Origin of the sequence: Arhodomonas sp. KWT2, from assembly GCF_041949875.1 — a bacterium.
Classification (GTDB): Bacteria; Pseudomonadota; Gammaproteobacteria; order Nitrococcales; family Nitrococcaceae; genus Arhodomonas; species Arhodomonas aquaeolei.
This window is the reverse complement of sequence record NZ_JBHFPQ010000043.1, coordinates 225,865-239,215: the sequence shown is the minus strand read 5'-3', so window position 1 is coordinate 239,215 and position 13,351 is coordinate 225,865. Positions and strand designations below refer to the sequence as shown.

General features: G+C 67.9%; 14 protein-coding genes. All 14 read left to right on the top strand.

The window, feature by feature from the left end:
* Positions 1 to 7 precede the first annotated feature (7 nt).
* Positions 8 to 697 (top strand): phosphate regulon transcriptional regulator PhoB, encoded by a 690-nt coding sequence (phoB, locus tag ACEZHJ_RS10460; RefSeq protein WP_018717959.1) that lies wholly within the window; start codon positions 8 to 10, stop codon positions 695 to 697.
* A gap of 19 nt (positions 698 to 716) precedes the next feature.
* On the top strand, positions 717 to 2,033 hold the full coding sequence (phoR, locus tag ACEZHJ_RS10455) for a phosphate regulon sensor histidine kinase PhoR (protein WP_018717960.1): 1,317 nt from the start codon (positions 717 to 719) through the stop codon (positions 2,031 to 2,033).
* A gap of 253 nt (positions 2,034 to 2,286) precedes the next feature.
* On the top strand, positions 2,287 to 2,667 hold the full coding sequence (locus tag ACEZHJ_RS10450) for a metalloregulator ArsR/SmtB family transcription factor (RefSeq protein WP_018717961.1): 381 nt from the start codon (positions 2,287 to 2,289) through the stop codon (positions 2,665 to 2,667).
* A gap of 18 nt (positions 2,668 to 2,685) precedes the next feature.
* Entirely contained in the window at positions 2,686 to 3,114 is a 429-nt protein-coding gene (locus tag ACEZHJ_RS10445; RefSeq protein WP_018717962.1) for an arsenate reductase ArsC, read from the top strand.
* Positions 3,104 to 3,820: an arsenical resistance protein ArsH gene (gene arsH, locus ACEZHJ_RS10440; protein WP_018717963.1), complete on the top strand. Its 717-nt coding sequence runs from the start codon at positions 3,104 to 3,106 to the stop codon at positions 3,818 to 3,820. Before ACEZHJ_RS10445 ends, arsH begins: the two co-directional genes overlap by 11 nt.
* Before the next feature lie 76 nt (positions 3,821 to 3,896).
* Positions 3,897 to 4,946 (top strand): ACR3 family arsenite efflux transporter, encoded by a 1,050-nt coding sequence (gene arsB, locus ACEZHJ_RS10435; RefSeq protein ID WP_084594147.1) that lies wholly within the window; start codon positions 3,897 to 3,899, stop codon positions 4,944 to 4,946.
* A gap of 215 nt (positions 4,947 to 5,161) precedes the next feature.
* Positions 5,162 to 6,178 (top strand): PstS family phosphate ABC transporter substrate-binding protein, encoded by a 1,017-nt coding sequence (locus ACEZHJ_RS10430; protein WP_163139063.1) that lies wholly within the window; start codon positions 5,162 to 5,164, stop codon positions 6,176 to 6,178.
* Between the two features lie 171 nt (positions 6,179 to 6,349).
* Positions 6,350 to 7,600 (top strand): phosphate ABC transporter permease subunit PstC, encoded by a 1,251-nt coding sequence (pstC, locus tag ACEZHJ_RS10425; protein ID WP_163139064.1) that lies wholly within the window; start codon positions 6,350 to 6,352, stop codon positions 7,598 to 7,600.
* Between the two features lie 13 nt (positions 7,601 to 7,613).
* Complete coding sequence (gene pstA / locus ACEZHJ_RS10420) at positions 7,614 to 8,780, top strand: phosphate ABC transporter permease PstA (protein WP_163139065.1); 1,167 nt, start codon at positions 7,614 to 7,616, stop codon at positions 8,778 to 8,780.
* Positions 8,781 to 8,834: 54 nt separating this feature from the next.
* A complete protein-coding gene (gene pstB / locus ACEZHJ_RS10415; RefSeq protein WP_163139066.1) occupies positions 8,835 to 9,653 on the top strand; it encodes a phosphate ABC transporter ATP-binding protein PstB in 819 nt (272 codons plus the stop codon).
* 26 nt (positions 9,654 to 9,679) lie between these two features.
* Complete coding sequence (gene phoU / locus ACEZHJ_RS10410; protein WP_018717969.1) at positions 9,680 to 10,405, top strand: phosphate signaling complex protein PhoU; 726 nt, start codon at positions 9,680 to 9,682, stop codon at positions 10,403 to 10,405.
* Between the two features lie 109 nt (positions 10,406 to 10,514).
* The gene (locus ACEZHJ_RS10405) at positions 10,515 to 11,219 is read left to right on the top strand and encodes a flagellar basal body L-ring protein FlgH (protein ID WP_245558743.1); all 705 of its coding nucleotides are present in this window, start codon (positions 10,515 to 10,517) and stop codon (positions 11,217 to 11,219) included.
* Between the two features lie 4 nt (positions 11,220 to 11,223).
* Positions 11,224 to 12,339, top strand: coding sequence for a flagellar basal body P-ring protein FlgI (locus tag ACEZHJ_RS10400; RefSeq protein ID WP_018717351.1), 1,116 nt, complete (start codon positions 11,224 to 11,226; stop codon positions 12,337 to 12,339).
* A 10-nt stretch (positions 12,340 to 12,349) separates the two neighbouring features.
* Complete coding sequence (gene flgJ / locus ACEZHJ_RS10395) at positions 12,350 to 13,348, top strand: flagellar assembly peptidoglycan hydrolase FlgJ (RefSeq protein ID WP_163138566.1); 999 nt, start codon at positions 12,350 to 12,352, stop codon at positions 13,346 to 13,348.
* Positions 13,349 to 13,351 lie beyond the last annotated feature (3 nt).

Here is a 13,351-nt window from a genome sequence, read left to right as displayed (position 1 = left end):
ATGAGTTATGGCTGCGAGCATTCTGATCGTCGAGGACGAGGCACCGATCCGCGAGATGATCGCCATGGGCCTGGGCCGTGCCGGCTTCGAGGTCCGTCACGCCGAATCGGCGGAGGATGCCGAGGCGGCGATGCGCCTGGCGCGCCCGGATCTGGTCCTGCTGGACTGGATGCTGCCGGGCCAGAGCGGGCTCGATTTTGCCCGCGGGCTCAAGCGCCGTCCCGACTTCCGCGACATCCCCATCATCATGCTTACGGCCCGCGGCGAGGAGGAGGACCGTGTGCGCGGCCTCGACACCGGCGCGGACGACTACATCAGCAAGCCCTTCTCCCCGCGGGAGGTGATCGCGCGGATCAAGGCGGTGCTGCGCCGTACCCAGCCCACTGCCGGCGAGTCGCCGGTGGAGGTGGAGGGGCTGAGGCTCGATCCCGTCAGTCACCGGGTCAATGCGGGTGAGGACAGCGTGGAGCTGGGGCCCACCGAGTTCCGGCTGCTGCACTTCTTCATGACCCACCCGGAACGGGTGTTCACCCGCTCGCAGCTCCTCGACAACGTCTGGGGCACCAACGTCTACGTCGAGGAGCGCACCGTGGACGTCCACGTGCGTCGGCTGCGCAAGGGCCTGGAGCCCACCGGCCACGCCGGGTTGGTGCAGACGGTCCGGGGCACGGGCTACCGCTTCTCCGCCCAGGCGTGACCGTCCCGGCGCCGCCCCGATGATGCCGCGCAACCCCTGGCCGGAGGCCTGGCTGCAGGTGGCCCTGATGGTCGCGGGGGCGCTCGTCGTGGGTGCACTCGCCGGCCGTCCGTGGATGGTGCTGGCGCTGGTGCTGCTCGCCTGGATCGCGTGGCAGGGGCGTATGCTCATGCGCCTGGAGCGCTGGGTCCGCCAGGGCCGCCGGGTCCATCCGCCGCGGCTGGAGGGGGTCTGGGCGCATATCGCGGAGCTGCTGTTTCGCCGCCAGCGCGCCCAGGTCCGCCGTCGACGGCGTCTGGTCTCGCTGCTGCACCGCTTCAAGGCCTCCAGCGACGCCCTGCCGGACGCGGCCGTCGTTCTCCGTGCCGGTGGCGAGATGGAGTGGTGGAACCCGCAGGCGGCGCGCTACCTGGGGCTGCGCTGGCCGCTGGATCAGGGGCAGCGTGTCGCCAACCTCCTGCGTCATCCCGACTTCGCCGAATTCCTCGCCAATGGACAGACCCACGAGGCGGTGAAGATCCCCTCGCCGGTGGACGAGGAGCTCACCCTGGAGATCCGGATCGTGCCCTACGGCGAGGACCGGCGCCTGCTGCTGGCCCGCGACGTCACCCGCGTGCACCGCCTGGAGGTGATCCGGCGGGACTTCGTCGCCAACATCACCCACGAGCTGCGCACCCCGCTGACCGTGATCCAGGGCCTGTCCGAGACGCTGGCGGAGTTCGGCGGCGAGCCGGAGGAGATCAGCCGCTCGCTGGAGCTCATCGACCAGCAGACCCGGCGTATGGGACGGCTGATCGACGATCTGCTCCTGCTCTCCCGCCTGGAGACCGCTGACCGGCCCCGCGAGCCGCGGCAGGTGGACGTTGCTGCGATGCTCGAAGGCGTGGTGGAGGAGGCCCGGGCGCTCAGCGACGGGCGGCACGTCATCCACCTCACCGCGGATCCGGCCCTGGTGGTGGAGGGCGACGAGGGCGAGTTGCGCAGTGCGTTCAGCAATCTCGTGGTCAACGCGGTGAAGTACACCCCCGAGGGCGGGCACATCGACGTGCGCTGGCAGGAGGGCGCGGGCGGCGCCGGCCTGTGCGTCGCGGATACCGGGCCCGGCATCCCCGCCCACCACGTCCCGCGCCTCACCGAGCGCTTCTACCGCGTCGACGGTGGCCGCAGCCAGGCTTCCGGCGGCACCGGGCTGGGGCTCGCCATCGTCAAGCACGTGCTCTCGCGCCACGGTGCGCGGCTCGACATCCAGAGCCGGGTGGGCGAGGGCAGCACCTTCTGCTGCCTGTTTCCGGTCTACCGGCGGGTCCGTGCGGGGGCTGCCGAGCGCCGGCACTGACCGTTCACCGGTTCCGGCGCCGTGCATCCCTTGATGGCGCGGTTAACCCCGTGCCGTCCGGACGACCGGCCCCGCTGGCGTTCGCCGCCATGTCCCATCGGGCAGCGTCGTCACTGGCAGCCAGCGTGGCCCGGGTAATATATCTGTAATTGCGTATATACGAATATCCAAATATATTCCCGGGGTACAACCTCACGGACTGGCGTGCCGGATTGGCCGGTGGTGCTGTGCCGTGGGATATGGAGGTGAATGCATGGGGGAGCCGGCGACGGTAACCGGGGTCATGGACGGCGCCGCTTCGGCGTTTTTCCGGGCATTGGGTGACGAGACACGGTTACGGGCGGTCATGCTGCTGCATGCGGCCGGGGAGCTGTGCGTGTGCGAGCTGACCGCGGCGATCGGAGTCTCCCAGCCGAAGATGTCACGCCACCTGGCGTCGCTGCGTGAGGCCGGACTGGTACGCGATCGCCGCGAAGGGGCGTGGATCCATTACCGGATCGCCCCGTCCCTGCCCGCCTGGCAGCTGCGGGTGCTGGAGAGCACCGCTTGCGAGCTGGCGGCGCGGGCACCATTCACGGCCGACCGGGACCGCCTGGACGCCATGCCGGAGCGCCCGGGCGCGCGCTGTGGCTGAGCGGGGGGCCGTGGAATCGTGAAACGCCGCATTCTGTTCCTGTGCACCGGCAACGCCTGCCGCTCCCAGATGGCCGAGGGATGGGCCCGTCATCTCGGTGGTGAGCGTGTTGACGTGCGCTCCGCCGGCATCGAGGCCCACGGGCTGCACCCGCGGGCGGTGGAGGCGATGGCCGACGCCGGTGTGGATATCTCCGGGCAGGCCTCCCATCGGCTGACCGGCGAGGACCTGCAGTGGGCTGATCTTGTGGTCACCGTCTGCGGACACGCCGACGAGCATTGCCCGGTCCTGCCGCCGGGCACCCGACGGGTGCACTGGGCCGTGGACGACCCGGCCCGGGCCGATGGCGACGGGGACACGCTCCGGGCCATCTTTCACGCCTGCCGTGACGGAATCCGCGAGCGCGTGTCACGGCTTCTCAACGAGGGTGACGACGATGGCGCATGAAGACCTGCCCAATATCGACCCGGAGCTGTTCCGTGCGCCGGACCCCGCCGAGCTTGGCCTGAAGCCGGAGGTGACGCACCCGCCGCGTATCCTGCTGCTTTACGGCTCGCTGCGGGAACGCTCGTTCAGCCGGCTCGTGGTCGAGGAGGCGACGCGACTGCTCCGGGCCATGGGCGCGGAGCCGCGCATCTTCCACCCGAGCGGCCTGCCGCTGCCGGACGCCGGGGATGCGGCGCATCCGAAGGTCCAGGAGCTCCGCGACCTCGCCACCTGGGCGGAGGGCATGGTGTGGTGCTCGCCGGAGCGTCACGGGGCGATGACCGGCGTCATCAAGGCGCAGATCGACTGGATCCCGCTGTCGCTGGGCGCCGTGCGACCGACCCAGGGCAAGACCCTAGCGGTGATGGAGGTCAGCGGTGGCTCCCAGTCGTTCAACGCGGTCAACCAGCTCCGCGTGCTCGGGCGCTGGATGCGGATGCTCACCATCCCCAACCAGTCGTCGGTGCCGAAGGCCTTCATGGAGTTCGGGGACGACGATCGCATGAAACCGTCCCCGTACTACGACCGGATCGTCGACGTCATGGAAGAACTGGTGCGCTTCACCTGGCTGGTCCGGGACCGTGTCGGGGCACTCACCGACCGCTACTCCGAGCGTCGCGAGAGTGCTGACGCGCTCTCGGCGCGGGTCAATCAGCGCGCCCTGTGAGGCGCCGGGCAACAGGAGGGGCGCCTTGAACGCCGAGCAACAGACACAGACCGCCGCACCGGCCGTCAGCGAGGGGATGGGCGTATTCGAGCGTTTCCTCTCCGTGTGGGTGGCGCTGGCCATCGCGGCGGGGGTCGCCCTGGGCCAGTTTGCACCGGCGGTGCCCGAGGCCCTGGCGCGCTGGGAATATGCCCACGTGTCGATCCCCGTGGCGGTGCTGATCTGGGCGATGATCTTCCCGATGATGGCGCAGATCGATTTCACCGCGGTCATCGGCGTGCGCCACCAGCCCCGCGGGCTGATCATCACCACCACCGTGAACTGGCTGATCAAGCCGTTCACCATGTTCGCCATAGCGTGGTTATTCCTGAAGGTGGTCTTCGCGCCGCTCATCCCGGTGCCGCTGGCGAACGAATACCTCGCGGGCGCGATCCTGCTGGGGGCGGCGCCCTGCACGGCGATGGTGTTCGTCTGGAGCACGCTCACCCGCGGGGACGCCGCTTACACGCTGGTGCAGGTCGCGCTCAACGACCTCATCATGCTGTTCGCCTTTGCGCCCATCGTGGTGTTCCTGCTCGGGGTCTCCAGCATCCAGGTGCCCTGGGACACGGTGGCGCTGTCGGTGGTGCTGTACATCGTCATCCCGTTGTCCGCCGGCTATCTCACACGGCGGGCGCTTACCGCGCGGCGCGGCGGTGACTGGTACGAGCAGGTCTTCCTCGCCCGGATCGCCCCGGTGACCCCGGCGGGGCTGATCATTACCCTGGTGCTGCTGTTCGCCTTTCAGGGCGAGGTGATCCTGCGGGCGCCGCTGCACATCGCGCTTATCGCGGTGCCGCTGGTCGTGCAGACCTTCCTGATCTTCTTCCTTGCCTACGGCTGGGCGCGGGCCTGGCGGGTGCCGCACTGCGTGGCGGCGCCCGGTGCGATGATCGGGGCGAGCAATTTCTTCGAGCTCGCGGTGGCGGTGGCCATCGCGCTGTTCGGGCTGCAGTCGGGGGCGGCGCTGGCGACGGTGGTGGGCGTGCTCGTGGAGGTACCGCTGATGCTCGCACTGGTGCGCATCGCCAACGCCACCCGCGGGCACTTTCCTGCCCCCGTGGCGGCCGCCGGTCGGCGGGCGTGATCTGACGCATGGACCCGTCCGGGGCGCGCTGCTAGAGGGTACGGTGCGGAGTCCGGGTGCGGGCTGCCATCGAACTTCAGCCTTGCGTTCACATGTTTGTCATTTTCCATGCCTAGACTTTGCGCCCAGTTGCCCGGCGGGAAAAACAGGCCGGGCCACGTTGCCAGGCCCCCGAACGGGGGAATATCTGCCCGACGTCAACGAGGAGTTACCTGATGCAGACCTGGAAGAAGTCCGCCATCGCGGCTGCCGCCGTGATCACTCTGGGCGCCGCCACCGGTGCGCAGGCGCGTGATCAGATCCGCATCGTCGGCTCGAGCACGGTCTATCCCTTCGCGAGCTATGTGGTCGAGGAGTTCGGTGCCACTACCGATTTCCCCACGCCGGTCATCGAGTCCACGGGCTCCGGCGGCGGCCTGAAGCTCTTCTGCGAGGGCGCCGGTGAGGACACCCCGGACATCACCAACGCCTCGCGCCGCATCAAGGTCAGCGAGTTCCAGCGTTGCCAGGACAACGGCGTGACCGAAATCACCGAGACGGTCGTCGGCTACGACGGCATCGTCTTCGCCCAGTCCGCGGGTGATGAGCCGATCAACCTGACCCGCGAGCAGCTGCTGCTGGCGACGGCCGCCAAGGTGCCGCAGGACGGCAAGCTCGTGGACAACCCTTACAACAACTGGAACCAGATCGACTCCAGCCTGCCGGATCGCGAGATCGTGATCTACGGCCCGCCGACCTCCTCCGGCACCCGTGACGCCTTCGAGGAGCTGGTCATGGAGGCCGCTTCCGAGGACATCGACGCCTACGGCGGCGGCTACACCGATATCCGCCAGGACGGCGTCTACGTCCCCTCTGGCGAGAACGACAACCTGATCGTCCAGAAGCTGGCCCAGAACACCGACGCGTTCGGCATCTTCGGCTACAGCTACCTCGAGGAGAACACCGACAAGATCATGGGTGCCTCCATCGACGGTGTCGAGCCGAAGCCGGAGAAGATCTCCTCGGGTGACTATCCGGTCTCGCGCAGCCTGTACTTCTACATCAAGAACGCCCACGTCGGTCAGGTCCCGGGCATCCAGGAATACGCCAACCTGTTCATGAGCAAGAAGATGATCAGCCGGGTCGGCTACCTCAAGGATCTTGGCCTGATCCCGCTGCCACAGGACGTGCAGGACAAGTACCGTGAGGTGGTCAAGAACCTCGAGCCGCTGAAGCTCTCCGAGCTCAAGTAACACGCGGTGAGGTGGAGCGGAGCGCCATCACCCCACGTGGCGGCGCCCCGCGACTGGAACCGGCCATCCGGAGGGTGGCCGGTTCCTTTGGTAGGGGTTGCGCTTGCGCGCGTTTGCCTTAGGCTTGCGCCCAGTCTCGACCCGCGGTGCAGACGCTGAACGGAGGGCCCGGTGGATACGGGTAATGCAATCCTGGTGTTCTTCGGGGGACTGATCCCCCTGAGCTATGCTGCCTTCGTCATGGGGCGGCGGCGCGCGGTCTCGCTGGCCCGCGGCGGCGGTGAACGCATGCATTCGCGGCCCCAGCAGTATGGCTGGTACGCCGTGGTCTGGATGGCCATGCCGGCCATCGCGGTGGCCCTGGTGGCGAGCTTCGCCGGCCTGCTGGGCATTGCCCATCCGCCGGTGACGATGACCTTTACCGCCGCACTGGTGCTGGCCGCCGGCGGTCTGGCCGCCGGGCTGCACCGGATCCGCCCGGAGCTGCGTGCACGCAATCACCTGGACCGGCTGGTGCGCTGGCTGCTGCTCGCGGCGGCGCTGGTATCTATCGCCACGACGATCGCCATCGTGCTGTCCATCGTTTTCGAGGCGATCCGCTTCTTCAAGGTGGTCAGCATCTGGAACTTCGTGACCGGCACGGAGTGGGCGCCGGACAAGGCCTTCCTGGTCGGTGCCGGCCGGGCCGGCGAGGCGGGCGCCTCGGGGTATACCTTCGGTTCGGTGCCGCTGTTCGCGGGCACGTTCATGGTCACGCTCATTGCGATGGCGGTGGCGCTTCCGGTGGGACTGTTTTCCGCGATCTTCATGTCCGAGTACGCGAGCCGCCGGGTCCGTGGTATGGCCAAGCCGGTTCTGGAGGTGCTCGCGGGTATCCCCACGGTGGTCTACGGCTTCTTCGCCGCGATCACGGTTAGCCCGCTGATCGTGGATATCGCCGCGTTTTTCGGGCTGGACGCGTCCTACAACAACATCCTCTCGCCGGGTCTGGTGATGGGGATCATGATCATCCCCTTCATCTCCTCGCTGTCCGACGATGTCATCAACGCCATTCCCCAGAGCCTGCGGGAGGGGGCGTATGCGCTCGGTACGACGAAGAGCGAGACCATCAAGCAGATCCTGCTGCCGGCGGCCACGCCGGGCATCGTCTCGGCGACGCTGCTGGGCGTCTCCCGGGCGCTGGGCGAGACGATGATCGTGGTCATGGCCGCGGGCCTGCGTCCGAACCTGACCGCGAACCCGCTGGAGGCGATGACCACCGTTACCGTGCGTATCGTCGACGCACTCACGGGCGATCAGGAATTCAACAGCCCGGCGACGCTCTCGGCGTTCGGCCTGGGCCTGGTGCTGTTCATCATCACCCTCTCGCTCAACGTGATCAGCGCCGTGATGGTCCGGCGCTTCAAGCAGCAGTACGACTGAACGGGGCCAGCGCATGAAACTCAAGGGTTCCAGGGACAATCCGCGTCTGCGCCGGCGCTATCGCGCGGAGCGGCGCTTCCACACCATCTGCGGGGGCGCGATCCTGCTCGCCGTGGCGTTCCTGGTGGCGTTCTTCGCAGACATCCTCAGCCAGGGGCTGCCGGCGTTCTACTACACCGAGGTCAAGGCGCAGATCACCTATAACCAGGATACGGTGGAGCTGCCGCCGCTGGCGGTCTCTGACAAGCTGCGGCCCATCGTCTCCCGTGGCGTGCTCCGGGTGATCCCGCAGGAGGTGGAGAAGAACCCGGACCTGCTGGGGACCACCGTGGAGCGCTGGGTGCCGGCGAAGTCCGACATCGACCAGTTCCGCAAGGGGCATACCAAAAAGCTCGATGATGACGTCGTGCAGACCGTCCACGAGCTGGAGCAAAGCGGGCGGCTGCGCACCGCGTTCAATACGCCGTTCTTCACCAACGGCGACTCCAAGCTGCCGGAGATGGCGGGCATCTGGTCTGCGGCGGTGGGCTCGATCTATCTGCTGGTGCTGACATTCCTGTTCGCCTTTCCGATCGGCGTGATGACCGCCGTCTACCTAGAGGAGTTCGCGCCGGACAACCGCCTCACCCAGACCATCGAGGTGAACATCAACAACCTTGCCGCGGTGCCGTCGATCCTCTTCGGCCTGCTGGGGCTGGCGGTGTTCATCAACTTCTTCGGTGTGCCGCGTTCCTCCGCCCTGGTGGGCGGGCTGACCATCGGGCTGATGACGCTGCCGATCATCATCATCTCCTCGCGGGCGGCGCTGCGCGCGGTGCCCGACCCGATCCGGCTGGGTGCCCTGGCCATGGGGGCGACGCGCTGGCAGGTGGTGCGCGATCACGTCCTGCCGCTGTCGCTGCCGGGGATCCTCACCGGCACGATCATCGGCCTGGCCCAGGCCATCGGCGAGACGGCACCGCTGATCATCGTCGGCCTGATCGCCTACATCCCGGATGCGCCGACCTCCATCACCCAGGCGGCGACGGTGCTGCCCGCCCAGGTCTTCACCTGGGCGAGCATGCCGGAGCGGGCCTACGTCGAGAAGACGGCGGCGGGCATCGTGGTGCTCCTCGTCGTGCTGCTGTCCATGAACGCGGCCGCCGTGCTGTTGCGCCGCCGTTTCGAACGCCGCTGGTAGCCAGGGGACCGTAACGCTATGTATTCTGCCGAAACGCTTGAAAGCCGGTCCGAGATGACGAACACCGACACCGAAGACACTACCGCCACCCCACGGGACCGTCACTCGGAGACGCCGCCGACCAAGGTGGAGGTCCGGGACCTGCGCCTGTGGTATGGCGACACCCAGGCCCTGTTCGACGTGAACATGGACATCCAGGAGCGTCAGGTCACCGCGCTGATCGGGCCCTCCGGCTGCGGCAAGTCCTCGTTCCTGCGCTGCCTCAACCGTATGAACGACCTGGTCCCGGGGGTGCACATCGAGGGGCGCGTGGAGCTCGACGGCGAGGACATCTACGACCCGAGCGTGGATGTCGTGCAGCTGCGCTCCCACGTCGGCATGGTCTTCCAGAAGCCCAATCCGTTTCCCAAGAGTATCTACGAGAACATCGCCTACGCGCCGCGGTTGCACGGGCTCGTGAACGGCCGCTCGGAGATGGACGACCTCGTGGAGATGAGTATCCGTCGCGCGGGGCTGTGGAACGAGGTGGCGGACCGGCTGCACACGCCCGGTACGGCGCTGTCCGGCGGCCAGCAGCAGCGCCTGTGCATCGCCCGGGCGATCGCGGTGAATCCGGAGGTGATCCTCATGGACGAGCCCGCCTCAGCGCTGGATCCGCTGGCCACGGCCACCATCGAGGAGCTCATCGACGAGCTCAAAGACAACTACACCATCGTGATCGTGACCCATAATCTCCAGCAGGCCGCCCGTGTCGCCGGCTACACGGCGTTCTTCCACCTGGGGCGGGTCGTGGAGTTCAACGATACCGACACGCTGTTCACCAACCCGCGTGAGCAGAAGACCGAGGACTACATCACCGGGCGTTACGGCTGAGCACCGGTCCAGCGGGGTAGGAAAGGATGGTGGACAAGAAATCGATTTCCCAGCACATCTCCCAGCAGTTCAACGAGGAGCTCGAGGCGATCCTCAACCGCGTCATGGCCATGGGCGGGATGGTCGAGCAGCAGCTCGCCGACGCCTTGGTGGCGATGGTGGAGGGCGACACGGATCGCGGCGAGAAGGTCGTCACCAGTGACTACAAGGTCAACGCCATCGAGGTGGAGCTGGACGAGGAGTGCACCCAGGTGCTCGCCCGCCGCCAGCCCACGGCGAGCGACCTGCGCCTGGTGCTCGCGGTGATCAAGACCATCACGGACCTGGAGCGTATCGGCGACGAGGCCGAGCGTATCGGCCGCATGGCGCTGCATCTGCTGGAGGCGGACCGCCAGAGCGGGCCCATGGGTGAGATCGAGGCCCTGGGCGAGCACGTCAAGGGCATGCTTCGCGGTGCCCTGGATGCGTTCGCGCGCATGGACGCCGAGCAGGCGGTGCGGGTGGCCCAGGAGGACATCACGGCTGACGCGCAGTACGACAGCATCATGCGCCACCTGATGAAGTACATGGAGGATCACCCCAAGGCGATCTCGCCGGTGATGGATATCATGTGGTCGGCGCGTTCGCTGGAGCGTATCGGTGACCGTGCCCGCAACATCTGCGAGTACGTGGTCTACTTCGTCCGCGGCAAGGATGTACGCCATACCAGCTTCGAGCAGATGGCCGCCGAGGCCACCGGCGACCGGCGCTAGCCCGGTCCCGGTAGGCGCCGGTTGCGGACCGCCGATTGTCGATCGCTTCCGAGCGATAGGTTCGCGGCCGATCTGGCGGGATGTCGGCTGCCGGGAGCAGCCGACCTGCGTGACGTCATGGCCCGCCGCGGGTGGCGGCCGTGCCGGCATGCTGCGCGGGCTGCTCGCCTGCCTGTTGGTGGCGCTGTTCCTCGTCGGCTGCGCGAGCACGCCACGCACACCGCCGGAGCCGTTGCCCCAGCCCAAGCTCTATGAGCCGGAGCAGCAGGACAATGGCGCGATTTACCAGCCAGGGCTGGATACGCGGCTGTTCGAGAACCGCGTCGCCCATCGCGTCGGCGACATCGTGACGGTGCGGCTCGAGGAGGAGACCGACGCGAGCAAGAACGCCAACATGGCGCTCGGCCGCAGCTCCAGCTACAGCATGCCGTCGCCGACCCTCGCGGGGAAGACGCCCACGGTCGACGGCAATCCGCTGTCGTTTGATGTGCAGAGCGAGCAGGACTTCGACGGCGGCGGCTCCGCGTCCCAGAGCAACGCCCTGTCGGGCACGGTGACGGCCACCGTCGTCCGCGTGCAGCGCAACGGCAATCTCGTCATCCGGGGGCAGAAGCAGATCACGCTGAACCGGGGCGAGGAGTACGTCACCATCTCCGGGGTGGTCCGGCCGGACGACATTGATGCACAGAACACCGTCTCCTCCACCCGCGTCGCCAACGCCCGGGTCAGCTACACCGGTTCCGGTGCGCTGGCGTCGAGCAGTCGCATGGGCTGGCTGGGACGCTTCTTCCTGAGTGTGGTCTGGCCGTTCTGAGGGCATGAACATGACACGCACGCGACTCATTCTCCTCGTGCTCACTGCGCTGATGCTCGCCGTGCCGCCGGCCTGGTCGGAACGGATCAAGGACCTCGCCTCCGTGCAGGGGGTGCGTGAGAACCAGCTCGTCGGCTACGGCCTCGTGGTCGGCCTCAACGGCAGCGGCGACCGCACGAGCCAGACCCCGTTCACCGTGCAGAGCATCAAGTCGATGCTCGCCAGCCAGGGCGTGACCCTGCCGGCGGACCAGAACCTGCAGGTCGAGAACGTCGCGGCGGTGATGGTCAGCGCCGAGCTCCCGCCCTTCGTCAAGCCGGGCCAGCGCATCGACGTCACGGTCTCCTCCATCGGCAATGCCGACAGCCTGCGTGGCGGCAGCCTGCTGATGACCCCGCTCAAGGGCGCGGACGGCCGCGTCTACGCCATGGCCCAGGGCAATCTCCTCGTCGGAGGCTTCAGCGCCGGCGGCAACGACGGCTCCAACGTCACCGTCAATATCCCGACCAGCGGCCGGGTCCCCAACGGCGCCACCGTCGAACGCACGGTGCCGGACAGCTTCGGCAAGGGTCGCACGGTGATGCTCAACCTCCACACTCCGGACTTCACCACCGCCAAACGTGTCGCTGCCAAGGTCAATGGCAAGCTCGGCGACGGCACCGCCAGCGCCATGGACGCCGCCACCGTGAGCGTGCGTGCCCCTGCGAACCGGGACTCCCGGGTGAGTTTCGTCTCCTTCCTTGAGAACCTGGAGATCGACCCCGGCGAGGCGCCGGCCAAGGTGATCATCAATTCGCGCACCGGTACCGTGGTGATCGGCAACCAGGTCGAGGTGCGCGCCGCGGCGGTGAGTCATGGCAGTCTGACCGTCACCATCACCGAGAATCCCCAGGTCAGCCAGCCCGAGCCCCTCTCTCAGGGGCAGACCACGGTCACACCGAACAGCGGGGTACAGGTCGATCAGGAGAACAACCCCATGTTCCTGTTCGGCCCCGGCACCCAGCTCTCGGAGATCGTCAATGCCGTCAACCGCGTGGGTGCCTCTCCCAGCGACCTGGTCGCCATCCTCCAGGCACTGCGCAAGGCCGGCGCCCTGCGTGCCGAGCTGATAGTGATCTGAGGCCGTCGCCATGCGTGCCGATGGACTGGGAGGCTACAACGCCGTCAACTCCGGCGACCTGACGCGTTTGCGCCGGGACGCCCGTTCCGGCGGGGAGGACGCCGTCCGGCAGGTGGCGAAGCAGTTCGAGTCGCTGTTCGTGCAGATGATGCTCAAGGGCATGCGCGATGCCTCCATCGGTGACGGTGGGATGTTCTCCAATAACGCCACGCGCCAGTACCAGCAGCTCTTCGACAAGCAGGTGGCGATGCAGACCGCCGACGGTCAGGGCTTCGGTATCGCCGCCATGGTCGAGCGCCAGATGCGGGGCCAGGCCGAGGGCGGCGCGGGCGTGGTTAACGGGACGTCACTGGCGGATTACCGGCAGCGGGCCGTACCCGCCGCTGCGCCGCCGACCGGCTGGGCGGCCGCCGGGGCGGATGCCGCCGCTTCCGGGAGCGGCACCGCCGGGCAGACCGACGAGAGCGTCGGGGCAACGGACAGCGATGACGGTGGCGGACGCTGGGAGAGCCCCCAGGCCTTTGTCGAGGACGTCCTCCCCGCGGCCCGGCGTACCGCGGAGCGCCTTGGCGTCCCCCCCGAGGCCCTGGTGGCCCAGGCGGCCCTCGAGACGGGCTGGGGGGCGAGAACCCTGCAGGCCGCTGACGGCAGTCCGAGCTTCAACATGTTCAACATCAAGGCCCACGGCTGGCAGGGCGCCCGGGTGCGGGTGCCGACGCTGGAATACCGCGACGGCGCGGCGGTGCGCGAGCAGGCCGAGTTCCGCGCCTACCGCTCGGTTGACGAGGCCTTTGCAGACTATGCGGACTTCCTGCAGAGCAATCCCCGCTATCGCGACGCGTTGAACGCGGGCGACGACGATCCCGCCGGATTCGCCGACGCCCTGGAGGACGCCGGCTACGCGACGGACCCGCGTTATTCGGAAAAACTGCGCCGGATCCTTGACGGTCCCACCCTCCGGGACACGATGGCGGGTCTCAAGGATTCCGGCGAACGGTCGACAACCTGACAT